We start from the raw sequence: 26507 nt of genomic DNA, 5'->3' as shown, positions 1-26507 counted from the left end.
GCGCCGCTGGGTTTTCCCGGCTCAGACTAGCGGACCATCCTTAAAGCTTACTTGAAGGCGTAACTGGCGGCCAGGTAGTAGCGGCGGCCGCGCGGGTCGGTGTAGCTCGGGTCGTAGCCGGACAGGAAATGGTAGGCCTGGTTCGAGTACGGCGGGCTGGTGTCGAGCAAATTCTGCACGCCGGCGCGCAGTTTGAACTGCTTGCTGATGGCGTAGGAGCCGGTCAGGTCCCACAGCGAGTAGGCCTTGACCTTGTTCGGCGCCACCACGCTGCCGTCGTCGGTGTTGATCGCCGAGTTCTGGTCGGTGTAGCCGCTCGAATAGGTGTTGAGCAGGCTCAGCGACAGCGGTCCCTGGTCCCAGTCCAGGCTGATGCTGTGCCGCCAGCGCTGCACCACGCCGTCGGTGACGAAGGCGTTCAGGTTGCTGACATAGACGTCGCCCGGGTTGGTCTGCAGCTTGGACTGCAGCACGTAGGTGCCGTTCAGGCGGGCGCCGAAGGTGCCCCAGGCGCTGCGCACGCCGTGCAGGTCGAGCGCCAGGTCGAGGCCGCTGGCCAGCTGGGCGCCACGGTTTTCCTTGCGCAGGTCGATGTAGTCGATGTCGCCGTCCTGGTCGCGGTGCACCAGGCTGCCGTACTTGGCCAGGTTGCCGAGGATGACGTCGTCGCCGATCTCGCTGATCAGGTCGGTGCGCTTGATGTTCCAGTAGTCCAGGCTGGCGCTCCACAGCTTGCTCGGCTCGAACACCGCGCCCAGCGACAACTGCCGGCTGTGCTCGGGCTTCAGGTCGACGTTGCTGTAACGCCGGGTTTTCCAGTTGTCGGCGCAGTCGGCGTAGTTGTTGTCCTCGGCGGCGCACTTGACCGGGTCGGGCAGGGTCGCCGTCTGGCTGTAGACGGTGGGCCGGTACAGGTCGGACATCGACGGCGCGCGGAAGCCCTTGCCGGCCGAGGCGCGCAGCAGCAGCGCGTTGGTCGGCGTGTAGGTCAGGCCCAGCTTGGGGCTGAAGGCGCCGCCGACGGTCTGGTAGTGGTCGTAGCGCGACGACAGCTGCGCCTGCCACTGTTTGGAGAACGGCAGCAGCAGCTCGCCGAACAGGGCCGACACCTTGCGCGTATCGCTGGTGGCGTGGCCGCCCTCGGGGGCGTCGTCGTTGTTGATGTTGTTGCTCATCAGCAGGGCCGACGGGGTGAAGTCGGTGCGCTCGCGGCGCAGCTCACCGCCCAGCGCCAGCGCCAGGTCGCCGCCGCCCAGCGCCATCAGCGCGCGCGAGGCCTTGAAGTCCAGCGCGTCCATGCTGCCACGGGCGTGGCGCACGTCGTCGTTGACCTGGATGCTGTCGATCAGCGCCAGGCCGGCCGCGCCGGACGGGCCGAAGGGGTTGATGCGGCCGTCGGCCACGCCGGCTTTCAACTGGTCGTACAGCAGGTAGCCGTGGGTGTCCTTGTCGGAGATGGTGCTGACGCTGTGGTTCAGGCCGACGTCGTAGTCCCAGCCGCCCAGCACGCCGTTCATGCCGACCACGAAGCGCTGGCTGCTGCTGGTCAGTTCGCTGGTGCGCTGGCCGGCCTCGTTGAGGCGGATGCGCAGTTCGAGCTGCTCGGGATCGCTGTCGTCGACGTTGATCAAGCCGCTGTTGGCCAGCGCCGGCACCTTGCGGTAGTCGATGCTGGCGTTGACCCGCGCCGACGAGCCGACGTACCAGGTGCGCGCCCGGCTCAGCGCCAGCTCGGCGTACAGCTGGTGGTCGGCGTTGAGTTTGAAGACGCCACGGCTGAGCAGGTTCTGCTTCTCCGACTTCGGATACAGCTCGGTGTCGCCCATGTAGTCGTAGGTGCAGGCGTCGACGCCGCCGGTGCCGGCCGGCAGGTACAGATTGGCCGGCGCGGCGCAGCCGGGAATCGACAGGTTGATCATGCGGTTGCTGATCGGCTTGCCGTTCAAGAGGAAGTTGTTCTCTTGCAGATAATCGCGCTGGGCGCTGCTCAGGCGGATGTTGGCCGGGCTGGTGTAGCTCGACAGCAGGTGGCCCAGGCGCTGCGGCACGTGCAGCTCGCCGACGAATTTGCGCTGCGCGGTGCTGAGGCGCTCGGTGTTCTGCACGTCGAGCACGGCGAACAGGTTGTAGCCGTCGCTGTCGAGGTTGCCGTGGCCGGCGCTGATGCTGGCGGTGCGCTTGCCGGCGCCGCCCTCCTTGGTGGCCATGGCCGAGGCGTTCAGCTCGACGCCCTGGAAGTCCTTGCGGGTGATGAAGTTGATGACGCCGCCGATGGCGTCGGTGCCGTACAGCGAGGAGGCGCCGTCGAGCAGCACCTCGACGCGCTGCAACGCGGCGGCCGGGATGTTGTTCAGGTCGACGCCGGCGTCGTCGCCGGGCGAGGCGAAGTTGGCCATGCGCCGGCCGTTCAGCAGCACCAGTGTCGACGAGGTGCCGATGCCGCGCAGGTTGGCGCTGTTGAAGCCGCGCTGGTCGCCGCCGACGTTGATGCTGGCGCCGTCGGTCAGGCCGCCGACGTTGGCGGCCAGGCGCGCCATCAGTTCGGCGGCGGTGGTCACGCCGGCCTTCTCGATATCGGCGCGGGTGATCACCTGCACCGGCAGCGCCGTCTCCGACTCAAGGCGCTTGATGGCCGAGCCGGTGATCTCGATGCGCTGGATTTTTTCCACGCCGTCCGTTGGCGTCTGCGCCCGGGCCGGCTGGCCCAGCGCGCCGGCCACCGCCGTCAGGCCCAGCGCCAGACGCAGCGCGCGCGCCAACGGCAGTTGCCGTGGCAAAGGATGCTGCTGCTGTTGCTGCCCTTGGTGTTTCATTTCCATGCAAACGCTCCCCAGTGTGTGTATGTCCTACACGGTTTTATTGGCCGGGCCGGACCTTGCGGTCCGCCCGGCGGTTTTTTTTCACGACTGCCACCGCTTCCGGAGCCGGCGTGCGCGGCCCCGCTTTTCTTGGCGCGCCACGCGCCGCCAGCTGGGCGGGATCGCCGCCGTACAGGTAGGCGGCGATGGCCTCGGTCAATCGGCTGGCCTTGTCGACATTATCGGCGTGCGACACCATTAGCGCCACCGCCAGGGCCTCGATGATGGCCAGCGCGGTGCCGGCGCTGCTCGGCAGCACCGGGTGGGTGCTCTGCGCGTACAGCGTGTAATCGGCCAGTTCGGCCAGCGGCGAGGCCGGCGAGTCGGTCAGCGCGACCACGCAGGCGCCACGGTCGCGCACGAAGTTGGCCAGGCGGATGCAGTCGAGCGTGTAGCGCGGCAGCGAGATCGCCACCAGCACGTCGCGCCCGGTGATGTGCACCAGATGGCCGGCCGCCACCTCCGAACCGCCGATGCCGACCACCTCCACCACGTGCGGGCAGAAGGAATGCAGGTGCTGGGCCAGCATGCCGGCCAGGTGCGAGGACAGGCCGAAGCCCATCACGTAGACGGTCTTGGCGGCCTTCAGCTTGCGCACCACGGCGTCCAGCTCGGCCAGCGACAGCGCCGCGCCGGTGGCGTGGATGTTGGCCGCCGCGTATTCCAGGCTCTCGCTGACCGGCGACGGCGCGCCGGCGCGGCGCTCGATCGAGTTGCGCAGCTTGTCGACCGGCTGCAGCACCGCCTGTAGCGTTCCCGCCACAGCGGCGCGCATGGCGGCGTAGTTTTTGTAGCCGATGTCGCGCGCGAAGCGGCTGATGGTGGCGCTCGACACCTGGCAGGATTCGGCCAGGTCGCCGATGCCCAGCGCCGTCACGCGCATCTGGTTGCGCAGCAGGTAGTCGGCGATGCGCTTGTGCGACACCGAGCCGCCGCCCAGCGCCCGCAACAGCGCCTGGCCCAACGCCGACTGCGCGAAGGCGACCTCGGGCGAGGACGGTGGGGCGGATCTGGCTGGCGTCATGGACTCTCCGGTCGGCGGGCTGGGCCGGTCAAATGACTGGCAAAAATGGAATGATTAAGTTCACTCTACGCATATCAAAAAGGAAACTCAACAACTTTTTGCATATTTTTTTTCATCGATTTACTTGATGAAAATATTGCTACATAATCGCTCACACGCCGACAACCACGCCCCGAAACGGGGCAAGCCCCCCCCCATGCGCACACAGACCCACGCCATCTCCGCCCCCTCCGCCAACGCCGCCTACCAACTCACCAGCCTCCACTTCGGCACGCCCGGCGCCGGCAAGAAGGTGTATATCCAGGCCGCCCTGCACGCCGACGAGGTGCCCGGCATGCTGGTGGCGCAGTTCCTGCGCCGCCGTCTATCCGAGCTGGAGGCGGCCGGCCAGATCCTCGGCGAGGTGGTCCTGGTGCCGGCGGCCAATCCGATCGGCCTGGCCCAGGCCATCCACGGCGCCCCCTTCGGCCGCTTCGACCTGACCACCGGCACCAACTTCAACCGCGCCTACAAACACGTCGCCGAGGACCTTAAGCTGTCGCTGGCGGGCCAGTTGAACCAGGACGCGGCGCACAACGTCGCCACCATCCGCGCCCACGCGCTGGCCTCGGTGGCGCGCTGGCAGCCGGCCACCGACGCCGAGACCTTGAAGAAGATCCTGCTCGGCATGGCCATCGACGCCGACATCGTGCTCGATCTGCACTGCGACAACGAGGCGGTGCTGCACATCTACGCCGGCACGCCGCTGGCGGCGGCGGCCGCGCCGCTGGCCGCGCTGATGGGCGCGCACGCCGTGCTGCTGGCCCTGGCGGCCGGCGAGGAACCCTTCGACGAAGCCTGCAGCCGCCTGTGGTGGGACCTCGACGCCCACTTCGAGGGCCGCCATCCGATCCCGCCGGCCTGCCTGTCGACCACCGTCGAGCTGCGCGGCGAGATGGAGGTCGGCTACGCCCTGGCCGAGCGCGACGCCGAGGCGCTGCTGGCCTTCCTGGTCCACAGCGGCGTGCTGGCGGCCGGCGCCGCGCGCCTGCCGGCCGAACTGCCGGCGCCGCTGTGCCAGCCGACGCCGCTGGAAGGCGTCGAACCGATCCTGGCGCCGCACGCCGGCGTGCTGGTCTACACCCGCGAGATGGGCGAACGGCTGGCGGCCGGCGACGCGCTGGGCGACCTGATCGACCCGGTCAGCGGCGCCACCACCACCCTGCGCTGCACGGTGCCGGGCGTGTTTTTCGCCCGCAGCGGCCACCGCCACGTGCTGCGCGGGATGAATGTGGGTAAAATCGCCGGCGCCACCGCCTTCCGCGCCGGCAAACTGCTGAGCCAATAACCAGAACCCCGATGAAAAAATTCAAACTCCCGCACACCTTCGTCCTGCTGTTCGGCATATTGGCGCTGATCGCGCTGGCCACCTGGCTGGTCCCGGGCGGCAAGTACGACACCCACCTGGTCAACGGCAAGCAGATGATCGACCCGGACTCCTTCCACCTGATCGCCAGCGCGCCGCAGGGCCTGGCCGCGCTGATGATGGCGCCGATCAAGGGCTTCGTCGACGCCGCGCTGATCATCGGCTTCGTGCTGATCGTCGGCGGCGCTTTCGCCGTGCTGCAAAAGACCGAGGCGATCGACTCGATGATCAAGGCCATCGCCAAGGCCCATACCCACTCCAGGTTCGTGCGCGCCGCGCTGATCCCGGTGTTCATCACCCTGTTCTCGATCGGCGGCGCCACCTTCGGCATGAACGAGGAGGCCATCCCCTTCATCCTGATCTTCGTGCCGCTGGCGCTGGCGCTGGGCTACGACACCATCGTCGGCGTCTCCATCCCCTTCCTCGGCTCGCAGGTCGGCTTCGGCGCCGCCTTTTTGAACCCCTTCAACGTCGGCATCGCCCAGGGCATCGCCGGCCTGCCGGTGTTCTCCGGCATGGCCTACCGCGTGCTGGTGTGGGCCATCGCCACCGCCATCACCGCGCTGTTCCTGATGTGGTACGCGGCGCGCATCAAGCGCACGCCGGAAAAGAGCCCGACCTGGGCGCTCGACTGCGAGAAGCGGCGCGAAAGTCCCGACGGCCTGGGCGAATTCCACGGCATGACGCGCACCCACAGCCTGGTGCTGTGGATTTTCGTCGCCACCCTGGGCACCATGGTCTGCGGCGTCATCCTGTACGACTGGTACATCGAGCAGATCGCCGCGCTGTTCCTCACCATGGCCATCGTGGTCGGCCTGGTCGGCCGGCTCGACTCCGACCAGTTGGTCAACGCCTTCATGCAGGGCGCGCGCGACCTGGTCGGCACCGCGCTGGTCATCGCGCTGGCGCGCGGCACCATGATTTTGGCGCGCGACGCCCACATCATCGACACCATGCTGCATTCGCTGATGCCGCTGGTGCAGTCGTCCAGCCCGATCTTCGCCGCGCAGAAGATGTACCTGATCCAATCGGTGATCAACTTCTTCATCCACTCCGGCACCGGCCAGGCCGCGCTGACCATGCCGATCATGGCGCCGCTGGCCGACCTGGTCGGCGTGACCCGGCAGACCGCCATCCTGGCCTTCCAGCTGGGCGAATTCAACACGCCGATGCTGCCCACCTCCGGCATCACCGTCGGCGTACTGGCGCTGGCGCGCATCCCCTGGATCACCTGGGCCAAGTGGATGGTGCCGCTGCAGCTGATCTACGCCGCGCTGGCCCTGCTGCTGCTGATCCCGCCCTGCCTGATGAACTGGCAATAACAACAAGCGGCGGGGTCAGTGCCGACATTCGGACACGGACTGAGCCGTAGGAACGGTTTCGCTCCGCCAGTACTGTCCAGCTTGTGTCCGAATGTCGGCACTGACCCCGGGGCCAGAATGTCGGCACTGACCCCGGGGCCAGCAGCGTTACTGCTCAGCTCGTGTCCGAATGTCGGCACTGACCCCGGGGTTGCGGGGTTGCGCTGACCCCGGGGTTACGGGCTTACTCCCCTACTTCGCCGCCGGCTGGTAGATGTCGGGGAAGTAGCGCTCCATCAGGGTGGCCGGCCGCTGCGGCGCGGTGAAGCCGAACTGGGCGTACAGGCCGTGCGCGTCGCCGGTGGCCAGCATGAAGCGGCGCAGACCCTGCAGCTCCGGGTGCGCCAGCACGGCGGCCATCAAGGCCTTGCTGTAGCCACGGCCACGGTACCCGGGCAGGACGAACACGTCGACCAGGTTGGCGAAGGTGGCGCGGTCGGTGACCACGCGGGCGAAGGCGATCTGGCGCCCGCCCAGGTAGCCGCCGAAGCACAGCGAGTTGGCGATGGCGCGCTCCAGCAAGGCGCGCGGCATGCCGCCGCCCCAGGTCGACTGCTCGCTCAGGAAGCCGTGCACCACATCGATGTCGAGCCGTGCCGGCTCGCTGCTGATCTCAAATTCGTTCATGGCAAATTGACCTTTTTGGCAAGGTTAAATGGATAGAAACCACAATATTCGCCGATTTTCAAACCGCTGTCACCGCGCGGCGGCCTAAATGTCCTGTGCCCCGTCAACCTTGTTTATAATCGTCCCAGACAAAACCGCAGCAGAACCGCATCTCCTACTCCAATACCATGACAGCACAACTCTCCAAAAAAGGCGAGGCCTGGTCGGCCCGCTTCTCCGAACCCGTCTCGGACCTCGTCAAACGCTACACCGCTTCCGTCTTCTTCGACAAACGTCTGGCCAAGGCCGACATCCAGGGCTCGCTGGCGCACGCCGAAATGCTGGCGGCGCAGGACATCATCAGCGCCGCCGACCACGCCGAGATCGTGCGCGGCATGACCCAGATCGGCCAGGAGATCGAGGCCGGCCAGTTCGAGTGGCTGCTCGACCTGGAGGACGTCCACCTGAACATCGAGAAGCGCTTGACCGAACTGGTCGGCGACGCCGGCAAGCGCCTGCACACCGGCCGTTCGCGCAACGACCAGGTGGCCACCGACATCCGCCTCTACGTGCGCGGCGCCATCGACGACATCAGCGTGCTGCTGGCGGCGCTGCGCGGCGCCCTGACCGACCTGGCCGAGCAGCACGCCGACACCATCATGCCCGGCTTCACCCACATGCAGGTGGCCCAGCCGATCACCTTCGGCCACCACATGCTGGCCTATGTCGAAATGTTCGGCCGCGACGCCGAGCGCATGGCCGACTGCCGCAAGCGCGTCAACCGCCTGCCGCTGGGCGCCGCCGCGCTGGCCGGCACCACCTTCCCGATCGACCGCCTGCGCGTGGCCAAGACGCTGGGCTTCGACGACGTCTGCCACAACTCGCTCGACGCCGTCTCCGACCGCGACTTCGCCATCGAGTTCTGCGCCGCCGCCGCGCTGGTGATGACCCACATCTCGCGCATGTCCGAGGAGCTGGTGATCTGGATGAGTCCACGGGTCGGCTTCATCGACATCGCCGACCGCTTCTGCACCGGCTCGTCGATCATGCCGCAAAAGAAAAACCCCGACGTGCCGGAACTGGCGCGCGGCAAGACCGGCCGCGTCTACGGCCATTTGATGGGCCTGCTGACCCTGATGAAGGGCCAGCCGCTGGCCTACAACAAGGACAACCAGGAGGACAAGGAGCCGCTGTTCGACACCGTCGACACCCTGGTCGACACGCTGCGCATCTTCGCCGACATGGCCGGCGGCATCAGCGTCAAGCCGGAGGCGATGCGCGCCGCCGCCCTGCAGGGCTATGCCACCGCCACCGACCTGGCCGACTACCTGGTCAAGAAGGGCCTGCCCTTCCGCGACGCCCACGAGGCGGTCGCCCGCGCCGTGCGCGCCTGCGTCGACGCCGGCTGCGACCTGGCCGACCTGTCGCTGGAGCAGCTGCGCGCCTTCTCCGACCTGACCGAGGCCGATGTGTTCGCGGTGCTGACCCTGGAGGGCTCGGTGGCCGCGCGCGACCACGTCGGCGGCACGGCGCCGCGCCAGGTGCGCGCCGCCATCGCCCGCGTGCGCGCCCAACTGGCCGGCTAAGGCCACAGCGTCACACTTAGCATTTCCCGAAAAGTCCGGCGCCAAAGTAGCGCCGGACGTCGTCCGCAACAGCAGGATAGAGGAGACACAAATGTTCATGTCAATTTCGCGGGCCATCGATACGCTCAACGAGAAAATCGCCGCCATGGTCGGCTGGGCCCTGCTCGCCGCCGTCATCATCTGCACCGTCAACGCGCTGGTGCGCTACACCTTCAACGCCAGCTCCAACGGCTGGCTGGAAATCCAATGGTATCTGTTCGCCGCGATGTTCATGCTGGCTTCGAGCCACACGCTCAAGCGCGACGAGCATGTCCGCATCGACGTCGTCGCCGGCCGCTTTTCCAAGCGCACCCAGGTCTGGATCGACCTGTTCGGCTTCCTGCTCTTCCTCATGCCGATCTCGCTGGTGATCCTCTACTACGGCGTGCCCTTCGCCCTGCTGTCGATCCGGAGCGCCGAAATGTCGAGCAACGCCGGCGGCCTGATCGTCTGGCCGGCCAAGCTGCTGGTGCCGCTCGGTTTCCTGCTGATGCTGCTGCAGGGCGTCTCCGAGATCATCAAGCGCATCGCCTTCCTGGCCGGGAAGATCGACGGCCACGAATTCGCCAAGCACGTCGCCACGCCCGAGGAAGAGATCGAGGCGATCAAGGCGGCCAACAAGCTGTAATCTCACCACACCATAATAAGAGAGCGGATACAGAGACATGGAATTATTCTTGACAGCTAATCTGGCGCCGATCATGTTCGGCGCCCTGGTGATCTTCCTGCTATCGGGCTTCCCGGTGGCGTTTTCCCTGGCCGCCAACGGCCTGTTCTTCGGCCTGGTCGGCATCGAGCTGGGCCTGCTCAAACCCGAACTGCTGCAGGCCCTGCCCAACCGCATCTTCGGCATCATGGCCAACGACACCTTGTTGGCCATCCCCTTCTTCACCTTCATGGGCCTGATCCTGGAGCGTTCCGGCATGGCCGAGGACCTGCTCGACACCATCGGCCAGCTATTCGGGCCGGTGCGCGGCGGCGTCGCCTACGCGGTGATCTTCGTCGGCGCCCTGCTGGCGGCGACCACCGGCGTGGTGGCCGCCTCGGTCATCTCGATGGGCCTGATCTCGCTGCCGGTGATGCTGCGCTACGGTTACGACAAAAAACTGGCCTCCGGCGTCATCGCCGCCTCCGGCACCTTGGCGCAGATCATCCCGCCGTCGCTGGTGCTGATCGTCATGGCCGACCAGCTGGGCCGCTCGGTCGGCGACATGTACAAGGCCGCCTTCGTGCCCGGCCTGCTGCTGACCGCGATGTACGCCGGCTACGTGCTGGCGGTGTCGATCTTCAAACCGAAGATGGTGCCGGCCCTGCCGCTGGAGGCGCGCAACCTGCGCGAGGCCAACGGCAACAGCGGCGCCGTCTCGCTGCTGTTCCTGGTGATCGGCGCGGTGGCCGCCTCGTTCGCCTTCGCCAACATCTACGGCGCCAGCCATCCGAAATTGGCGGCCGACGAACTGGGCATCTTCTCGGGCGGCGTCGGCATCGTCGGCGCCTTCGTCTTCGCGCTGGCCAACCGCCACCTGAAGATCGGCCTGCTGTCGCGCATGGCCGAGCGCGTGGTGTTCGTCATGATCCCGCCGCTGGCGCTGATCTTCCTGGTGCTGGGCACCATCTTCGTCGGCCTGGCCACGCCCACCGAGGGCGGCGGCATGGGCGCGATGGGCGCCATCATCCTGGCCATGGCCAACGGCCGCCTGTCGTGGAGCCTGATGAAACAGGCGATGAACTCGACCACCCGGCTGTCCTGCTTCGTCATCTTCATCCTGATCGGCTCGACCGTGTTCTCGCTGGTGTTCCGTGGCGTGAACGGCGACCTGTGGGTCGAGCACCTGCTGTCGTCGCTGCCGGGCGGCACCACCGGCTTCCTCATCGTCGTCAACATCATGTTCTTCCTGCTGGCCTTCTTCCTCGATTTCTTCGAGCTGGCCTTCATCCTGGTGCCGCTGGTCGGTCCGGTGGCCGAAAAGCTGGGCATCGACCTGATCTGGTTCGGCGTGCTGCTGGGCGTGAACATGCAGACCTCCTTCATGCACCCGCCGTTCGGCTTCGCCCTGTTCTATCTGCGCTCGGTGGCGCCGAAAGAGGTCAAGACCTCGGACATCTACTGGGGCGCGATTCCCTTCGTGCTGATCCAGATCATCATGGTGGCCCTGATCATCGCCTTCCCGCATTTGGTCTCGGTGGAGAAAAAGGTCGACATGAAGGAACAGATCGAACTGAAGATCGAGGCGCCGGCCGACTACGGCACGCCGGCCGACAAGGAGGAAAAGAAGGACGACGAGGCGCCGGCGCTGAACTTCTCGACCGACACGGAGAAGAAGTAATGCCGCGCCCGCCCCTGCCGCCACAACCCCGGCCGGGCGCGGGCGCGGCGCCCGGCCGGCGTCCGACGCTGAGCTACCGCAAGCCCCAACTGGGGCGCGACTACTGGGTCAAGGACGACATCCTGCCCGACGCCGCCGCCGTGGCGCGCCGCTGTTTCGACAAGGCCGACTGGGAACTGGGCGCGCCGCACCGGGCCGAACCCTGGCCCGGCATGCGCAGCGCCGCCGCGCTGACGGCCGGCGAGCTGGCCCCGGTCGAAGCCTGGGTCAAACAGGTCACCGGCGCCAAGCGCCTGTGGCAGCAGGCCACGCCCGAGGGCAGCACCTTGAACCACAATTATGTGCAGCTGGTCGGCGGCATCGAGTCCGGGCCACGGCCGCACACCGACTCGCTCAAACTGTGCCGCTACGCGGCGGTGATCTACCTGTCGCCCGATCCGCTGCCGGCCGCCGGCACCTCCTTCTACCGCCTGCGCTACCCGGACGGCGCCCTGGGCGGCAATTTCTGCAGCCCGCCACACGCCAATCTGCGCGAAGCGCTGGGCGTCACCTCGCTGCCGCCGCAGGCTTGGAGCGAGGACGTGCGGGTCGACAACCGCTTCAACCGCATGCTGCTATACCGCGCCAACCTGGTGCACTCGGCCAGCGGCTACTTCGGCTGCGAGCACGAAGACAAGCGCATGACCGCCGTGTTCTTCTGGATGGCCTGAGCGGCGGCTAGCTGGCGACGATGCGCGACAACACCGAGAAGGCCGCCCCGGTCTGGTTCTGTTCCAGCAGGATGGTCAGCTCGGTGTAGGTGCAGATCATGTTGATCAGGTTGATCTTGTCCCAGGCCAGCTGCTTGAGGATGGCGTGGTAGATGCCGGGCGTGCGGCAGGTCTCCGGGTTCAGGTGCAGGGTCACCGCGTTGAGGTTGACCAGGCGCGCCATCTCGCGCTCGCCGGCGAAGACATGCTCGACCACCCCGGTCAGCGATTTACTACACACCACCATCACCTCCTTGACGCCGCGCGTGACCGTGATGAAGGCGCCACGGTGCGGTTCGGCCAGCGCCAGCAACTGGCGGTGGCACTCGTAGGTGTTCTCCGAATAGCGGTAGGTGAACTCGGTGAGCTCGGTGCGCGTGGTCAGCTCGCCGGTCTTCTGCGGCAGCACGATCTCGCTGCCGCGCTGCGGCGGCAGCCGTTCGGCGACGCGGCGCAGCGCCATCACCACGGCGGCCTGGCCGACCGGCTTCCACAGGTCGGTTTCCAGCTGCGGCTGCAACTGGCGCGCCAGCTCCGACAGGTTGATCAGGCCCCGTCCCAACCCCTCGGTGAGGAAGGACGACTCCAGCACGATCCGTTCAACTTTGGTAGATATCGACAGCATAGTGGTTCTCCCCTTGCCCCAAACGGACGTGACAGGCCCGCATCACGCGCCACGCTGGCGAGCAATCCCCTGGAGCGACAATCAAATGACGGCGGATGCCAGGCGGCGGAACGCTGTCCACTCCGCGCGCGGCGACGCTGTGTGCCGGGAGCGGGCGCTATGGCGGTGGCGGCAGGGCCGTGAGGGAGGCGGCGGAGAATATGCGGCGGCGAGGCGCCAGTGCTGTGAATGGAGTCATTTTTTTCTTCCTGTGGTTCCCGAATGCGCTGTGTTTTTTGCGGGTTGTGCCCTGCGCTTTTTATACGCCGGAGGAACAGTATTCCGGCCGGCACTGGTTAGTTTAAATCGCAATATTAAAATTTTGCAACTGTCATTTGCTGAAGAATTGGGCATTGTGTCGCATTGTTGACGAATTTAGTATGTTAATTCTATTCCGTTGCGGATTTAACACATTAAGCGCCTATCGTGCGCGCCTGGCGGAGCATTTCGCGCTAGATAGGCGGCGATGGCCGCCGTAGCCCGCCCGCGCCACGGGCCGGCGCTGACCGGCGCCTCCCGCCGATGCCGGCAAGAATGTCCAATTTTTAACATTCCACGCCCGTCCGACCAATTTCCGAAGATTTTTGACTTGCTGCCAGCGATGGGAATAGTGTCGCCCCTGCCCGCCGTTTTCACGGCATTGCGCCGCCGCCCGCCAACCGCGAAGCGGTGGTGGAAGACGTCAGGCCGGCCGCCCACACATAGGCCGGGTCACCCATCCAATATACCTACACCATACATGGAGAAGAGATGAATTTACGCATGACCCTAATTGCCGCTTCCATCGCCGCGCTGCCGCTGATGGCCTTTAACCCAGCCCAGGCCAATGGCCAGCTGATGGCGGCACCGGCCGGCCAAGCCTCTCCACAAGAGAACGCCGGCCTGGTCGCCAGACTCAAGGCGCGCGGTGGCGCCCTCGGCCTCGACGCCGCCCACGGCTTCGCCATCTCGGCGCAGCACCCCGGCGTGATCGGCACCCGCATCACACGCGCCCAGCACACCTACAACGGCCTGCGCATCTACGGTTCCGAGTCGGTGATCGTCACCAACGACGCCAACGAAATCGTCAGCGAGTCGGTGGCCGACCGCCGCGCCGGCCTGGGCGCCAAGGACGGCGCGCGCGGCGCCGCCAGCGCAGCGCTGGCCGACCTGGCGCCGAGCTTCAGCGCCACCGAGGCGATCGACAAGGTGGTCAAGGCGGTGGCACCGCGCGGCCTGCACCGCTGGGAGCCAAAAGCCGAGCTGTTGATCTATCCGGTGATGCGCACGGTGCGCGTGGCCGGCGCCGAGAACAAGGCCGAGACGGCCCTCAACGCGCTCGACCTGGAGCAAGTGCTCGACCACTACGAGCTGGCCTACCTGGTGCAGACACGCATGGCCGACAACCGCAAACTGGTCTACCGCGACACCATCCTGAACGCCAAAACCGGCGCCGTGCTCAAACAATGGGAAGCGCTGCAAACCGTGGTCGGCACCGGCAACAGCCAGTACAACGGCAGCGTGCCGATCAACACCACCCTGTCGGGCAGCACCTATTCGATGAAGGACGCGACCCGCGGCACCGGCGGCAAGTTCGGCGCGATGGCCATCACCAACGCCAACCACAGCCCGGAATCGAATCCCAACCCGGGCAGCATCTACACCAACACCAGCAACACCTGGGGCGACGGCCAGCAGTACATCAGCGGCGGCAGCACCACCAACGCCAACGGCCAGACCGCCGCCGTCAACGCGATGTGGGGTCTGATGAACACCTACGACGCCTTCAAGAACGTGCTGGGCTGGCAGAGCCTGGACGGCGCCAACACCTCGACCTACATCGCCGCCCACGTCGACAACAACTACGACAACGCCTTCTTCGACCCCGGCTGCAAATGCATGTACATCGGCGACGGCAGCAGCTTCAAGAGCCTCGGCTCGATCGACGTGATCGGCCACGAGATGTCGCACGGCGTCACCGACGCCACCTCCAACCTGGAGTACTCGGGCGAGTCGGGCGGCCTGAACGAGTCCAACTCGGACATCGGCGGCGAGATGGTCGAGGCCTACGCGCGCGCCGGCGGCACCGGCACCACCATCCCCGGCGGTAACGACTGGATGATGGGCGTCGAAATCAGCAAAAGCGGCCAGCCGCTGCGCTGGATGTACAAACCGAGCAAGGACGGCCAAAGCCCGAACGCCTGGAGCAGCTCGGTCGGCAACCTCAACGTCCACTACAGCAGCGGCCCGAACAACCGCATGTTCTACTTCCTGTCGCAGGGCTCGAACTCTAGCTCGAGCAGCGACTATTACAGCTCCTACCTGAACAAGAGCCCGGCGGCGATGACCGGTATCGGCAACGACAAGGCCTTCCGCATCTGGTTCAAGGCCAACACCACCAAGTTCACCCAGCTGACCAACTACGCCGACGCGCGCAGCAAGGTGCTGCTGGCGGCCGAGGAGCTGTACGGCGTGGGCAGCAAGGAGGCCACCGCCGTCAAGCGCGCCTACGCGGCGATCAACGTCGGCGCCGACGTCGACGAATCCGGCGTGCCGGGCGGCGTGTCGATCTCGACCCAGCCGAGCAGCGTGACGGTGGCGCCCGGCGCCTCCGCCTCGTTCACGGTCGGCGCCAGCGGCGGCACCGCGCCTTACAGCTACAAGTGGCTGCGCAACGGCGCCGTGATCAGCGGCGCCACCTCGCCGACCTACTCGTTGACGGCGCAAACGGCCGACAACGGCGCCGTGTTCAGCGCCACCGTCACCGACGCGGCCTCGCCGGCCACCAGCGCCACCTCCAGCGGCGCCACCTTGACGGTCACCGGCGGCAGCGGCGGCAGCACCGAGCGTGTCACCAACGGCGGCTTCGAGTCCGGCACCACCGGCTGGGGCGGCAGCACCGGCGCGATCGGCAACTACGCCGGCCAGACCGCCTACGAGGGCAGCAAGTTCGCCTGGCTGGGTGGTAACGGCGCGACCGCGACCGAGACGCTGACGCAAAGCGTGGCGATCCCGGCGGCGGCCACTTCGGCCACGCTGAGCTTCGCGCTGCACATCGACACGGCCGAAACCGAAGCCGTCGTCTATGACAAGCTGGTCGTCACCGTGAAGAGCAGCAGCGGCGCGGTGCTCGGCACCCTGGCCACCTACTCCAACAAGAACGCGGCCAGCGGCTATCAAGTGCGCAGCTTCAACCTGTTGGCGTACAAAGGCCAGACCGTGCAGATCTCGTTCGCGATGACCGAGGACGCCTCGCTGCAAACCTCCTTCGTGGTCGACAAGGTCAGCGTGCTGACCCAGTAATCGGCTAGCCATGTGGCACAACGGCCCCGCCATGCCGGCGGGGCCGTTTTACAACAGGCGTTCGAACAACGTTGATTTTTTTACACCGGCAGTCTATGGTGGTCAGCCTACCCGACTGTTCTGCATTTTTTCCGATTGCGATCGACCGATGCGTACACAGATTTTGCCCCAGCCCGCCGCCCGCCCCACCACGCCCACCGCGCCGGGGTGGCCCGCCTGAGGCCGCGATGCAGTTCCATCTCCAGGTACAGGGCGGCGCCGGACCGCGCGCCGTGGCGATCGACGCCGCCAGCGAGGCCGAGGCGCTCCGCCAAGCCGCGCGCAACGGCTGGCGCGTGCTGGCCATCGCCGGCGCCGACAGCGGCCGGGCCGGTGCCAACGCCGGCGCGGCGGCGGCCGGCGCGCGCAGCCGCCAGCCCTTCCCGCTGCTGCAGTTCAGCCAGGAGCTGCTGGCCCTGCTCGAAGCGGGCCTCAACCTGAGCGAGGCCATGGCCACGCTGCACAACAAGGAGAACCGCGCCGGCGCCCGCGCCACCTTGGCGGCGATCCGCCTGGCCCTGCAGCAGGGCCAGAGCTTCTCCGACACGCTGGCCGGCTTCCCGGCCGTCTTCCCCGACCTCTACGTCGCCACCGTGCACGCCGCCGAACGCTCCGGCAACCTGCCCGAGGCGCTGGCCCGTTTCGTCGCCTACCAATTGCAGTTCGACGCGATCCGCAAGAAGCTGGTGTCGGCGGCGATCTATCCGACCATGCTGCTGGCCGTCGGCACCCTGGTCACCCTGTTCCTGCTCGGTTACGTGGTGCCCAAGTTCAGCGTGGTCTACGAGAGCTCGGGCCGCGAAATCCCCTGGATGTCGCAGATGCTGCTGGCCTTCGGCCAGTCGCTGGCGGCCCACCCGTGGCTATGCCTGGCCGCGCTGGGCGCCACCGTCGCCGCGCTGGTGCTCGGCCTGGGCAACGCCGCGCTGCGCGCCCGCCTGCTGCTGGCCGTGCTGCGCCTGCCCCTGCTGGCGGCCAAGGCCGCCGAGTTCCGTCTGGCGCGCCTGTACCGCGCCCTCAGCCTGCTGCTGCACGCCGGCATACCGCTGTCCAAGGCGCTGGCGATGAGCGGCGCCATGCTGATGCCGCAGCAACGCGAGCAGTTGCTGCGCACCCGCCGCGCCGTCGAGCAGGGCCTGCCCTTCTCCGCCGCGCTGGAGCAAAACGGCCTGGCCACGCCGGTGGCGCAGTCGCTGCTCAAGGTGGGCGAGAACACCGGCCGCCTGGGCGACATGCTGGAGCGCTCGGCCAAGTTCCACGACGAGGAGTTCGCCCGCTGGGTCGACTGGGCCTCGCGCCTGCTCGAACCGCTGCTGATGACGCTGATCGGCGTGGTCATCGGCGGCGTCGTGGTGTTGATGTACATGCCGATCTTCGAGCTGGCCGGGAGCCTGTCGTGAACGCGCGCGAACCGGCCGTGCTCAGCGCCGAGCTGCTGCAGGCGGCGCGCGCCGCCGCCCAGGCGCAGGGCCGGCCGCAACTGGCCGTGCTGCAGGAGCTGGCCGGCCTGACTCCGGAGGAGTTCACCCGCCAGCTGGCCGCGCTGTTCTGCTACCCGGCCTGGAACATGGCGCGCCTGCAGGCGGCGCGCCCGGCCTTCGAGCTGCTGCCCTACACCGACTGCGCCCAGCGCGACTGCGTGCTGCTGCACTGCCCGCAGGCCGGCACGCCCGTGCTGGTGGTCGGCGACCCCTTCGCCGACGATCTGCTGCAGTGGGCCGACTACGCCGCCGGCGCCGCCTTCAGCGTGGCGCTGGCCCACGCCGACGACTTGGCCGCCTACCTGGTGCAACTGGAAAGCGTGCAGCAGGCCATGCAGGAGATGGGCGACGACGACGGCGAGCCGGGCGCGAACCTGGACCAGAACGTCGAGGACATCTCGCTGATCCGCATCAGCGAGGACAGCAGCCCGGTGGTCAAGCTGGTCAACTCGACCATCTACGACGCGCTGAAGTTCCAGGCCTCCGACATCCACCTCGAATGCGACGTCGCCAGCCTGGTCATCAAGTACCGCGTCGACGGCGTGCTGGTGCAGGCCGGCCAGGTGCAGGGCCTGCAAATGGCCGAGCAGGTCATCTCGCGCATCAAGGTGCTGGCCGACCTCGACATCGCCGAGCGCCGCATTCCGCAGGACGGCCGCTTCAAGGTGCGCGTCAAGGGCAGCGAGATCGACTTCCGCGTCTCCATCATGCCCAACATCTTCGGCGAGGACGCGGTGCTGCGCCTGCTCGACCGGCGCGCCCTGACCGAGGCCGCCGCCGCGCTGCGGCTGGAAAGCCTGGGCCTGAACGCCGACGCCATCGTCCAGATCCGCCGCCTGGCCGCCAAGCCGCACGGCATGCTGCTGGTGACCGGGCCGACCGGTTCCGGCAAGACCACCACGCTGTACGCCGCCATCACCGAGATCAACACCGGCCGCGACAAGATCGTCACCATCGAAGACCCGGTCGAATACCGCCTGCCGCGCGTGCTGCAGATCCCCGTCAACGAAAAGAAGGGCCTGACCTTCGCCCGGGGCCTGCGCTCGATCCTGCGCCACGATCCGGACAAGATCATGATCGGCGAGATCCGCGACGACGAGACGGCGCAGATCGCCGTGCAGGCCTCGCTGACCGGCCACCTGGTGTTCACCACGGTCCACGCCAACAACGTGTTCGACGTGGTCGGCCGCTTCCTGCACATGGGGGTCGACCCTTACAGCTTCGCGGCGGCCTTGAACGGCATCGTCGCGCAGCGCCTGCTGCGGCTCAACTGCGAGCACTGCGCGCTCGACACGACGCCGGACGCGCAGGAGCTGCGCGACAGCGGCCTGACGGCGCCGCAGGTGGCCGGCTGGCGCTTCATGGCCGGCGCCGGCTGCGGCCACTGTCGCGGCACCGGCTACAAGGGCCGCAAGGCGGTGGCCGAGGTGCTGATCCTGAACGACGCCATGCGCGAGATGATCTGCACCCGCGCCCCGGTCAGCCGCATGAAGGAGGAGGCGGCGGGCATGGGCTTCCGCCTGGCGCGCGAAGCCGCGCTGGACCTGGTGCGGCTGGGCGAAACCACTTTGACGGAGCTGAACCGTGTCACTTATTGATCGCCTCGCGCCGACCACGCTGTGCCTGCATCTGGGGCCGCAACAGCTGCTGGCGCTGCCGCGCCGGGGCCGCCGGGCCGAGCCGGCCGGCGCCCAGCGCCTGGCCTACGCCAACCCGGACGGCCACTGGCAGGGCGCGCTGGACGCGCTGCGCGAGTATCTGGCCCGCGCGCGCCAGCCCGGCCCGGCCGCCAGCGCGCCACACGCCCGCCCGCACGCCGCCGCCCCCGCCGAGGCGCGCGCCGCCGCCCGGGCCGCCAAGGCGCCGCTGGAGATCAGCCTGGCCGGACGCTGGTGCCAGTTGGTGCTGGCGCCATGGAGCGAGGCCCTGCTGGCCGAACCGGGCGCGGCGCGCTTCCTGCACAACCAGTTGGCCGCCGTGTATGGCGACGCCGCGCGCGGCTGGAGCCTGTGCGCCGACGACGCCCCCTACGGCCAACCGCGCCTGGTCTGCGGCGTCGACGCGGCGCTGCTGCAAGGCCTGCGCCAGGTGGCCGAAGAACAGGGCCGGCGCTGCTGCGTGATCGAACCGCTGCTGGGCGCGGTGTGGCGCACGCTGGCGCCGGCCAAACCGCAGGCCTTCGCCGTGGTCGAGCCGGGCCGCATGACGCTGGCCGCGCTGGCGCGCGGCGGCATCGCGGCGATCCAGTCGCAGCCCTGCGGCGCCGGCTGGCACGCCGAATTGGCCCAGGCCTGGCAGCGCTGGACGCTGCGCGCGCCCGAACTGGCTGGCATCGGCGAGATCCTGGTGGTCGACATGAGCGGCGCCACCCGGCCGCAGGAGCTGCTGGCGCCGCAGTTCAAGCTGGTGGCCGGCCCCTACGGCACGCCGGCCATGGCGCCGGGCGCATTGATGGAGGCGGCATGAGCGACTTGAGCGAAGTGCGCCACATCGGCGCGGCAGCGGGCGCCAGCCGGCTGAACCTGATCCACCAGAACGGCGGCGCGGCGACGCGCGGCTGGCGCCTGGCGCTGCTGGCCGCCGGCCTGCTGGCGCTGCTGCCGGCCGGCGCCAACTGGCTGACCCAGTGGCAGGACGTGCAGCGCCTGCAGGCGCAGCTGGCGCAGGCGCAACCGCGCCCGGCATCCCGCGTCGTGCTCGAACCGGCCCGTCAGCGCGAGCTGGACCTGCAACTGAAAACCATCGCCGAGGCGGTGCGCCAACTCAATCTGCCGGTGGCGCGCCTGATCAAAACTTTGCAGGCGCCGCGCGACATCCGCGTCGCCCTGCTGTCGCTGGACCTGAACGGCCAGCCCGAGCTGGAGCTGAACGAGGCGGGCGGCGTCGCCGCCAAGGGCATGGCGGACAACCCGGCCGGCGCGCTGAAGATCGGCGCCGAGGCGGAGACGGCACAGGACATGCTCAACTACCTGGCCTTCCTCAACCAGCAAACGCTGTTCAAGTCGGTCTACCTGGTCAAGCACGAGATGAGCACGACGGCGGCCGACCATGCCTATCGATTCCAGCTGGAGGCCCAATGGCGGCAATGAACCCGCGCCCGGCGAGCAGCCTGCGCCTGCCCGCCAACCTGGCGCCGCGCCTGCTGTGGCAGGCCAAACGCATGGCGCGCCGGCTCGGCGCCGGCGCGCTGGGCGGCCTCGCCGCGCTGGCGCTGGCGGCCCTGGCGCTGTGGCACGGCGCCGACCTGGAGCGGCGCCAGATCGGACTGACCCGCCAGCTGGCGCAGGCCGCCCGTGTCGCCGCCCAGCCGGTCGCGGCGGCCGCGCCGGGCAGCGGCGACGCCGCCGCGGTGGCCGCCTTCCACGCCTACCTGCCGGCACACGAGATGATCCCCGACCAGTTGCAGGAGCTGGTCAAGGTGGCCCAGGCCAACGGCGTCACCTTGGCCAAGGCCGACTACAAGGCCCAATCCGAGCCGCGCGGCGGCTTCACCCGCTACCAGATCACGCTGCCGATCAAGGCCGACTACGCCAAGCTGCAGGCCTTCATCCTGGCCGCGCTACAGGCGCTGCCGACGCTGACGCTGGATTCGGTGGCCTTGCGCCGCGAGCAGATCGAGGCCGGCGAGGTCGAGGCGCGCATCCAGTTCCAGCTGCTGGTACGCCAGCGCGGTGGCCGGCCATGAGAAAGCTGCTGATCGCCGCCGCCGGCGCGACGCTGATCGCCGCCTACTTCGCGCCGGACCAGGACGGCGGCGTGGTCGGCCCCGCCGGCGCCAGCACGCGTGAGCGCCCCGCCAGCGCGCCGGCCGCCGTGCCGGTTCTGCCGGCCACGCCGCTGATCCCGGCGGAACAGGCCGATGCCGCCAACGCGCTGCGCATCCAGGCCCGCGTCGCCGACGACGAGGAGGAGCTGGGCAACGTCTTCGCCAAGCAAAGCTGGCAGCCGGAGGCGCCGAAGAAACCCATACCGGCGCAGTCGGAACAAACTGCGGCGGCGCCAGCCAAGCCGGCCGGGCCGGCCGGCGCGCCGCCGCTGCCCTTCCTGTTCATGGGCCGCTTCGTCGACGAGGGCAAGACCGCCTTCTTCCTGCAGCTGGACGGCCGCAACATCGTCGCCCATGCCGGCGACAAGATCGACGAGCGCTATGTGCTCGACAGCGTCGGCGCCGACGCCCTGCACTTCATCTATTTGCCGCTGAATCAAAAACAATCACTGGTCGTAGGGGACACGAATTGAAAAACACCGCCACCACCGGCCTGCCCACGCTGCTGCCCGCCCTGCTGCCTGCGCTGCTGTCGATACTATTGCTGACGGCCTGCGCCGGCAGCCAGACCTTCAAGGAGGGCAACGCCCTGCTCGACGCCGGCCAGATCGAACCGGGCCTGGCCAAGCTGGAGCAGGCGGCGCGCGACGATCCACACAACGCCGAATTCCGCATCGTCCTGCTGAACCGCAAACTGCGCCTGGTCCAGGCCATGAACAAGCGCGCCGACGCGCTGCGCCTGAAGGGCGACCTGGCCGGCGCCGAACAGTCCTACAACCAGGCGCTGAGCATCGACGCCGACAACGTGGCGGCGCGCCAGGGCCTGGAGGCGCTGGCGCAGGACCGCCGCCACCAACTGGCGCTGAGCGCCGCCGAGGCGCTGCTCGAACGCGGCGGCGAGGCCAACGTCGGCCAGGCGCAGGATCTGCTGCGCCCGGTGCTGCTGGAACGGCCCAACCAGCGCGACGCGCTGCGCCTGAAGACGCGGCTGAACGACGCCATGGGCCGCCTGCGCCCGGCAGGAGGCCGGCTGGCGGCGGCCTACCGCAAGCCGGTCACGCTGGAGTTCCGCGACGCGCCGCTGCGCGCCGTGTTCGATTTCATCAGCAAGGTGTCGGGCCTGAACTTCGTCTTCGACCGCGAGGTCGATCCCAACATCCGCGCCACCATCTCGGTGCGCGACACCAGCATCGAGGAGGCCATCGGCATGCTGCTGGCCGCCAACCAGCTGGAGCAAACCGTCACCGGCGATCGCTCGGTCACCATCTACCCGAACACGCCGCAGAAGGTGAAGGACTACCAGCAGCTGCTGGTGCGCAGCTTCTTCCTCACCAACGGCGACGTCAAGACCGTGGCCTTCTCGCTGAAGACCCTGCTCAAGGCGCGCGACCTGGTCACCGACGAGCGCACCGGCATCATCATCATGCGCGACACGCCGGCGATGATCCGCATGGCCGAACGCATCATCGCCGTGCAGGACCTGGCCGACCCGGAGGTGATGCTGGAGGTCGAGGTGCTGGAGGTGAAGCGCTCGCGCATCCAGGAGCTCGGCATCGAGTGGCCGGACAGCGCCACCCTGACCCTGGGCGGCGCCGCCAATTCGCAGAACGGCCTGTATGTCAACGACCTGCGCCACATCAACGGCCAGAACATCAAGCTGGGCCTCGGGCCGGTGGTGCTGAAGGCCGGCCTGACCGACAGCGACAGCAATCTGCTGGCCAATCCGCGCATCCGCGTGCGCAACAAGGACAAGGCCAAGGTGCTGATCGGCGACCGCGTGCCGGTCATCACCGTCACCACCAACAACGGCGTCAGCTCGGACAGCGTCAACTACGTCGACGTCGGCCTCAAACTCGACGTCGAACCGAACGTCTATCTGGACGACGAGGTGGCCATCAAGATCAACCTGGAGGTCAGCAACGTCATCAAGGTGGTGACCAGCAAATCCGGCACCCAGGCCTACCAGATCGGCACGCGCAGCGCCACCACCACGCTGCGCCTGAAGGACGGCGAGACCCAGGTGCTGGCCGGCCTGATCAGCGACGAGGACCGCGCCTCCGGCAACCACGTGCCCGGCGTCGGCGAGATGCCGGTGCTGAACCGCCTGTTCGGCAGCCACAAGGACGATAGCCTGCGCAGCGAGATCGTGCTGTCGATCACGCCGCGTGTGCTGCGCGCCATCCGCCGCCCCGAGCTGAGCGCCGCCGAGTTCAACTCCGGCACCGAGACCGACATCGGCGGCCGCGGCCCGCTGCTGGCCGGCGCGGGCTCCGCCACGCCGGCCTTGCCGGAGGCGCCGCAGGAAAGCGGCGCCTCGCCGATGACCGGCGGCGGCAACGCCATGACCGGCGGCGCGGCGGCCAGCAGCGATGCCGACGCCGCCCCCGTCGCCTCGCCCGCGCCGCCCGCGCCGCCGCCGGGGTCCGAGCCGGCGCCGACGAGCAGCCGGACCAAGCCGGGCGCCACGCCCAACAACACGCCGAAGAAGGGTCAATAGTGAACATGGTGAGCATGGTGGGCACGGGCGGCATGGAGGGCATGCCGGGCATGGCCGGCCGGGTCGGCGTGGCCCGCCGCGCGCGCGGCTTCACCTTCATCGAGCTGATGATCACGCTGGCCATCATGGGCACGCTGGCGATGGTGGCCGTGCCGATGACCCAGGTGGCGCTGCAGCGCGAGAAGGAGCACCAGCTGCGCGGCGCGCTGATCGAGCTGCGCGAGGCGATCGACGCCTACAAGCGGGCCGCCGACGCCGGCCGCATCAAGCTGGCGATCGGCGACTCCGGCTTCCCCAAGAAGCTCGACGACCTGGTGCGCGGCGTGCCGGACGAGCGCAGCCCGCGCAAGCAGAACATCTACTTCCTGCGCCGCCTGCCGCGCGATCCCTTCGCCGCCAACGGCAACGACGGCGCGGCGGCCAGCTGGGCGCCGCGCAGCTACAACTCGCCGCCCGACAACCCCAGCGAGGGCGACGACGTGTTCGACGTCGCCTCGCGCTCGCCCAAGCTGGGCCTGAACGGCGTGCCGCTGCGGCTATGGTGAATCTATGCTGAATCCGGTTCACAAGCGCGGCTTCACCTTGATCGAGCTGCTGGTGGTGTTGGCCATCATCTCGCTGCTGCTCACCATCGCGCTGCCGCGCTACTTCGGCTCGGTGGAAAAATCCAAGGAGGTGGCGCTGCGCGAAAACCTGCAGGTGCTGCGCAGCGGGATCGACAAGTACTACGCCGACAAGGGCGAGTACCCGGCCGCGCTGGCCGACCTGGTGACGCAGCGCTACTTCCGCAGCGTGCCGCTGGACCCGGTGACGGAATCGGCCGTCACTTGGCAGCTGCTGCCCTCGCAGGACGCCGACAAGCCCGGCGTGGCCGACATCCGCAGCGGCGCCAAGGGCCGCACGCGCGAAGGCGTGCCCTTCGGCCAGTTGTGAGCATGCGCCGCATATCCGCAGCGCCGTCCGCAACGCCGCGAGCAGCCGCGCGCGGCTTCGCCTACCTGTGGACGCTGCTGCTGGTGGCCTTCATGGGCGTCGGCCTGGTGGTCGCCTCGGGCCTGTTCGCCACGGCGGCGCGGCGCGACAAGGAGCGCGAACTGATCTTCATCGGCCACGAGTTCCGCGCCGCCATCGAGCGCTACCAGAAGGCCACCGGCAACGGCGCCATCAACGGCCAGAACCAGTATCCGTTGCGGCTGGAGGACTTGCTGAAAGATCCGCGCTTCGCCAACCCGCGGCGCCACCTGCGCCGCCTGTACGCCGACCCCATGAGCGGCAAGGCCGAATGGGGCCTGGTGCTGCAGCAGGGCCGCATCGTCGGCGTGCATTCGCTGTCGGACAAGGTGCCGCTCAAGCAGGACAACTTCGACGAGGACGACGCCGCCGCCCTGCGCCGCAAGACGCGCTACGCCGACTGGCTGTTCACCTACCCGGCCGACCTGTTCACGCCGCAGAAGGATGGCCTGAAAATCACCCAGGGCGGCCAGCCCGCCGCCGACCCGCCGCGACAAAACTGATATCATCGGCGGCGGCGTGGACACAGAACCGCGCCTCCCCGAAAACCATCAGGAGACAAAAAATGAGCATAGGCGGCAGCAGCATCGAACAAGCATTGGCCACCCTGTCCGACATGACCGCAGGCGCGGTCGCCATCGGCAAGGAGGAACACCAGCAGCGCATCGAGAAGGCCCAGGCCTATATGCGCGACCAGGGCATCGCGGCGATCTACCTGAACGCCGGCTCCAACCTGCTGTACTTCACCGGCACGCGCTGGCATGCCAGCGAGCGCATGGTCGGCGCCATCCTGCCGGCCAGCGGCGCGCTGGAATACATCGCCCCGGCCTTCGAGGAAAGCACGCTGAAGGACTTCATGCTGGTCGAAGGCGCGGTCAACGGCTGGCACGAGCACGAGAGTCCCTACCGGCTGTTCGTCGAGGTGCTGGGCCGGATGGGCGTCGCGCCGGACGCGGCGCGGCCGCCGCGCGTCGGCATCTGCGAGAGCGCCGCCTTCTTCATCTACGACGGCATCCGCCCGCTGGCGGCCGGCTACGCGCTGGAGAACGCGCGCAGCGTGACGGCGCACTGCCGCACGCGCAAATCGGCCGCCGAGATCGCGCTGATGCAGCGCGCCAAGGACATGACGCTGGCCGTCCACGTCGCCACCGCCAGCATGCTGCGCGAGGGGATCAGCACCACCGAGGTGGAGGAGTTCATCGCGCGCGCCCACCGCAAGGTTGGCGCGCCGGGCTCCTACTTCGTCATCGTGCTGTTCGGCGAGGCCACCGCCTACCCGCACGGCGTCAGCTACGTGCAGACGCTGAAAGCCGGCGACACGGTGCTGATCGACACCGGCTGCAAGCTGCACAACTACATCTCCGACATCACCCGCACCTACGTCTACGGCACGCCGAGCGAGCGCCAGCGCAGCGTGTGGAACAGCGAGAAGGCGGCGCAGGCGGCGGCCTTCGCGGCGGCCCAACTGGGCGTGCCCTGCGAGGAGGTCGACCGCGCCGCGCGCCGCTCGCTGGAGGCCGACGGCTACGGCCCCGGCTACAAGCTGCCCGGCCTGCCGCACCGCACCGGCCACGGCATCGGCCTCGACATCCACGAGTGGCCCTACCTGGTCGGCGGCGACCGCACCCCGCTGGCGTCCGGCATGTGCTTCTCCAACGAGCCGATGATCTGCATCCCCGGCGAGTTCGGCGTGCGCCACGAGGACCATTTCTACATGACCGAGAGCGGTCCGAAATGGTTCACCGAGCCGGCCCACAGCATCGACGATCCCTTCGGCCTGGCCAAGTAAGCCAGGCGCGGGGGGGGGGGGCC

At 68.2% G+C, this 26507-nt stretch carries 22 protein-coding genes; 18 read left to right on the top strand and 4 right to left on the bottom strand.

The window, feature by feature from the left end; genetic code table 11:
• Positions 1–47: 47 nt before the first annotated feature.
• Both H7U20_RS05425 and H7U20_RS05420 read right to left on the bottom strand, forming a co-directional pair.
• A complete protein-coding gene (locus H7U20_RS05425) occupies positions 48–2813 on the bottom strand; it encodes a TonB-dependent receptor (protein WP_199518611.1) in 2766 nt (921 codons plus the stop codon).
• A 43-nt stretch (positions 2814–2856) separates the two neighbouring features.
• Positions 2857–3882 (bottom strand): MurR/RpiR family transcriptional regulator, encoded by a 1026-nt coding sequence (locus H7U20_RS05420; protein ID WP_199518590.1) that lies wholly within the window; start codon positions 3880–3882, stop codon positions 2857–2859.
• A 196-nt stretch (positions 3883–4078) separates the two neighbouring features.
• Between H7U20_RS05420 and H7U20_RS05415 the strand changes: the two genes are divergently transcribed.
• Entirely contained in the window at positions 4079–5209 is a 1131-nt protein-coding gene (locus tag H7U20_RS05415; protein ID WP_199518589.1) for a succinylglutamate desuccinylase/aspartoacylase family protein, read from the top strand.
• A gap of 11 nt (positions 5210–5220) precedes the next feature.
• Positions 5221–6609 carry a YfcC family protein gene (locus H7U20_RS05410; protein WP_199518588.1) on the top strand — a complete coding sequence of 463 codons (1389 nt, stop codon included), beginning with the start codon at positions 5221–5223 and terminating at the stop codon, positions 6607–6609.
• Between the two features lie 231 nt (positions 6610–6840).
• Here H7U20_RS05410 and H7U20_RS05405 read toward each other — a convergent pair whose 3' ends face one another.
• A complete protein-coding gene (locus H7U20_RS05405; protein ID WP_199518587.1) occupies positions 6841–7275 on the bottom strand; it encodes a GNAT family N-acetyltransferase in 435 nt (144 codons plus the stop codon).
• Between the two features lie 167 nt (positions 7276–7442).
• Here H7U20_RS05405 and argH point away from each other — a divergent pair, with 167 nt between their 5' ends.
• The 4 genes from argH (at position 7443) to H7U20_RS05385 (ending at position 11916) form a co-directional block, all read left to right on the top strand.
• The gene (argH, locus tag H7U20_RS05400) at positions 7443–8840 is read left to right on the top strand and encodes an argininosuccinate lyase (protein ID WP_199518586.1); all 1398 of its coding nucleotides are present in this window, start codon (positions 7443–7445) and stop codon (positions 8838–8840) included.
• 97 nt (positions 8841–8937) lie between these two features.
• Positions 8938–9507, top strand: a complete 570-nt coding sequence (locus tag H7U20_RS05395; RefSeq protein WP_199518610.1) for a TRAP transporter small permease subunit — start codon at positions 8938–8940, stop codon at positions 9505–9507.
• 37 nt (positions 9508–9544) lie between these two features.
• A complete protein-coding gene (locus tag H7U20_RS05390; protein WP_199518585.1) occupies positions 9545–11206 on the top strand; it encodes a TRAP transporter large permease in 1662 nt (553 codons plus the stop codon).
• Positions 11206–11916, top strand: coding sequence for a hypothetical protein (locus H7U20_RS05385; protein ID WP_199518584.1), 711 nt, complete (start codon positions 11206–11208; stop codon positions 11914–11916). The genes H7U20_RS05390 and H7U20_RS05385 overlap by 1 nt, the downstream gene beginning before the upstream one ends.
• Before the next feature lie 7 nt (positions 11917–11923).
• On the opposite strand, the gene H7U20_RS05380 is transcribed toward H7U20_RS05385, so the two are convergent.
• The gene (locus H7U20_RS05380; RefSeq protein ID WP_199518583.1) at positions 11924–12580 is read right to left on the bottom strand and encodes a hypothetical protein; all 657 of its coding nucleotides are present in this window, start codon (positions 12578–12580) and stop codon (positions 11924–11926) included.
• 801 nt (positions 12581–13381) lie between these two features.
• On the opposite strand from H7U20_RS05380, the gene H7U20_RS05375 reads away from it, so the two are divergent.
• From H7U20_RS05375 to H7U20_RS05320, 12 genes are all read left to right on the top strand, one after another.
• Positions 13382–15901: a M4 family metallopeptidase gene (locus H7U20_RS05375; protein WP_370593084.1), complete on the top strand. Its 2520-nt coding sequence runs from the start codon at positions 13382–13384 to the stop codon at positions 15899–15901.
• 227 nt (positions 15902–16128) lie between these two features.
• Positions 16129–17340: a type II secretion system F family protein gene (locus H7U20_RS05370; protein WP_199518581.1), complete on the top strand. Its 1212-nt coding sequence runs from the start codon at positions 16129–16131 to the stop codon at positions 17338–17340.
• Positions 17337–19019, top strand: a complete 1683-nt coding sequence (locus H7U20_RS05365) for a GspE/PulE family protein (RefSeq protein ID WP_199518580.1) — start codon at positions 17337–17339, stop codon at positions 19017–19019. Before H7U20_RS05370 ends, H7U20_RS05365 begins: the two co-directional genes overlap by 4 nt.
• Positions 19006–19887, top strand: a complete 882-nt coding sequence (locus tag H7U20_RS05360; protein ID WP_199518579.1) for a hypothetical protein — start codon at positions 19006–19008, stop codon at positions 19885–19887. Before H7U20_RS05365 ends, H7U20_RS05360 begins: the two co-directional genes overlap by 14 nt.
• Entirely contained in the window at positions 19884–20510 is a 627-nt protein-coding gene (locus tag H7U20_RS05355) for a hypothetical protein (protein WP_199518578.1), read from the top strand. Before H7U20_RS05360 ends, H7U20_RS05355 begins: the two co-directional genes overlap by 4 nt.
• Entirely contained in the window at positions 20498–21106 is a 609-nt protein-coding gene (locus H7U20_RS05350) for a GspMb/PilO family protein (RefSeq protein WP_199518577.1), read from the top strand. The genes H7U20_RS05355 and H7U20_RS05350 overlap by 13 nt, the downstream gene beginning before the upstream one ends.
• Positions 21103–21660, top strand: a complete 558-nt coding sequence (locus H7U20_RS05345; protein ID WP_199518576.1) for a hypothetical protein — start codon at positions 21103–21105, stop codon at positions 21658–21660. The genes H7U20_RS05350 and H7U20_RS05345 overlap by 4 nt, the downstream gene beginning before the upstream one ends.
• Positions 21657–23684 (top strand): general secretion pathway protein GspD, encoded by a 2028-nt coding sequence (locus H7U20_RS05340; RefSeq protein ID WP_233410516.1) that lies wholly within the window; start codon positions 21657–21659, stop codon positions 23682–23684. The genes H7U20_RS05345 and H7U20_RS05340 overlap by 4 nt, the downstream gene beginning before the upstream one ends.
• 50 nt (positions 23685–23734) lie before the next feature.
• Positions 23735–24229 carry a type II secretion system protein gene (locus H7U20_RS05335; protein WP_199518608.1) on the top strand — a complete coding sequence of 165 codons (495 nt, stop codon included), beginning with the start codon at positions 23735–23737 and terminating at the stop codon, positions 24227–24229.
• Between the two features lie 4 nt (positions 24230–24233).
• A complete protein-coding gene (locus H7U20_RS05330; RefSeq protein WP_199518575.1) occupies positions 24234–24617 on the top strand; it encodes a type II secretion system protein in 384 nt (127 codons plus the stop codon).
• A gap of 2 nt (positions 24618–24619) precedes the next feature.
• A complete protein-coding gene (locus H7U20_RS05325; RefSeq protein WP_199518574.1) occupies positions 24620–25198 on the top strand; it encodes a type II secretion system protein in 579 nt (192 codons plus the stop codon).
• Between the two features lie 62 nt (positions 25199–25260).
• Positions 25261–26484, top strand: coding sequence for a M24 family metallopeptidase (locus tag H7U20_RS05320; RefSeq protein WP_199518573.1), 1224 nt, complete (start codon positions 25261–25263; stop codon positions 26482–26484).
• Positions 26485–26507: the final 23 nt, after the last annotated feature.

The sequence above is a fragment of the Rugamonas violacea genome (genome assembly GCF_016461825.1).
Lineage (GTDB): Bacteria > Pseudomonadota > Gammaproteobacteria > Burkholderiales > Burkholderiaceae_D > Rugamonas.
The sequence above is the reverse complement of the archived record's forward strand: the minus strand, read 5'-3'. Positions and strand labels throughout refer to the sequence as shown.

Bases quoted from the DNA above. Each gene is read 5' to 3' on its own strand.
- H7U20_RS05420 (WP_199518590.1), bottom strand. From the start codon at position 3,882: ATGACGCCAGCCAGATCCGCCCCACCGTCCTCGCCCGAGGTCGCCTTC.
- H7U20_RS05375 (WP_370593084.1), top strand. From the start codon at position 13,382: ATGACCCTAATTGCCGCTTCCATCGCCGCGCTGCCGCTGATGGCCTTT.
- H7U20_RS05350 (WP_199518577.1), top strand. From the start codon at position 20,498: ATGGCGGCAATGAACCCGCGCCCGGCGAGCAGCCTGCGCCTGCCCGCC.
- H7U20_RS05330 (WP_199518575.1), top strand. From the start codon at position 24,234: ATGCTGAATCCGGTTCACAAGCGCGGCTTCACCTTGATCGAGCTGCTG.
- H7U20_RS05345 (WP_199518576.1), top strand. From the start codon at position 21,103: ATGAGAAAGCTGCTGATCGCCGCCGCCGGCGCGACGCTGATCGCCGCC.
- H7U20_RS05410 (WP_199518588.1), top strand. From the start codon at position 5,221: ATGAAAAAATTCAAACTCCCGCACACCTTCGTCCTGCTGTTCGGCATA.
- H7U20_RS05370 (WP_199518581.1), top strand. From the start codon at position 16,129: ATGCAGTTCCATCTCCAGGTACAGGGCGGCGCCGGACCGCGCGCCGTG.
- H7U20_RS05335 (WP_199518608.1), top strand. From the start codon at position 23,735: ATGGCCGGCCGGGTCGGCGTGGCCCGCCGCGCGCGCGGCTTCACCTTC.
- H7U20_RS05325 (WP_199518574.1), top strand. From the start codon at position 24,620: ATGCGCCGCATATCCGCAGCGCCGTCCGCAACGCCGCGAGCAGCCGCG.
- H7U20_RS05405 (WP_199518587.1), bottom strand. From the start codon at position 7,275: ATGAACGAATTTGAGATCAGCAGCGAGCCGGCACGGCTCGACATCGAT.
- H7U20_RS05390 (WP_199518585.1), top strand. From the start codon at position 9,545: ATGGAATTATTCTTGACAGCTAATCTGGCGCCGATCATGTTCGGCGCC.
- argH (WP_199518586.1), top strand. From the start codon at position 7,443: ATGACAGCACAACTCTCCAAAAAAGGCGAGGCCTGGTCGGCCCGCTTC.
- H7U20_RS05320 (WP_199518573.1), top strand. From the start codon at position 25,261: ATGAGCATAGGCGGCAGCAGCATCGAACAAGCATTGGCCACCCTGTCC.
- H7U20_RS05355 (WP_199518578.1), top strand. From the start codon at position 19,884: ATGAGCGACTTGAGCGAAGTGCGCCACATCGGCGCGGCAGCGGGCGCC.
- H7U20_RS05380 (WP_199518583.1), bottom strand. From the start codon at position 12,580: ATGCTGTCGATATCTACCAAAGTTGAACGGATCGTGCTGGAGTCGTCC.
- H7U20_RS05385 (WP_199518584.1), top strand. From the start codon at position 11,206: ATGCCGCGCCCGCCCCTGCCGCCACAACCCCGGCCGGGCGCGGGCGCG.
- H7U20_RS05395 (WP_199518610.1), top strand. From the start codon at position 8,938: ATGTCAATTTCGCGGGCCATCGATACGCTCAACGAGAAAATCGCCGCC.
- H7U20_RS05425 (WP_199518611.1), bottom strand. From the start codon at position 2,813: ATGAAACACCAAGGGCAGCAACAGCAGCAGCATCCTTTGCCACGGCAA.
- H7U20_RS05415 (WP_199518589.1), top strand. From the start codon at position 4,079: ATGCGCACACAGACCCACGCCATCTCCGCCCCCTCCGCCAACGCCGCC.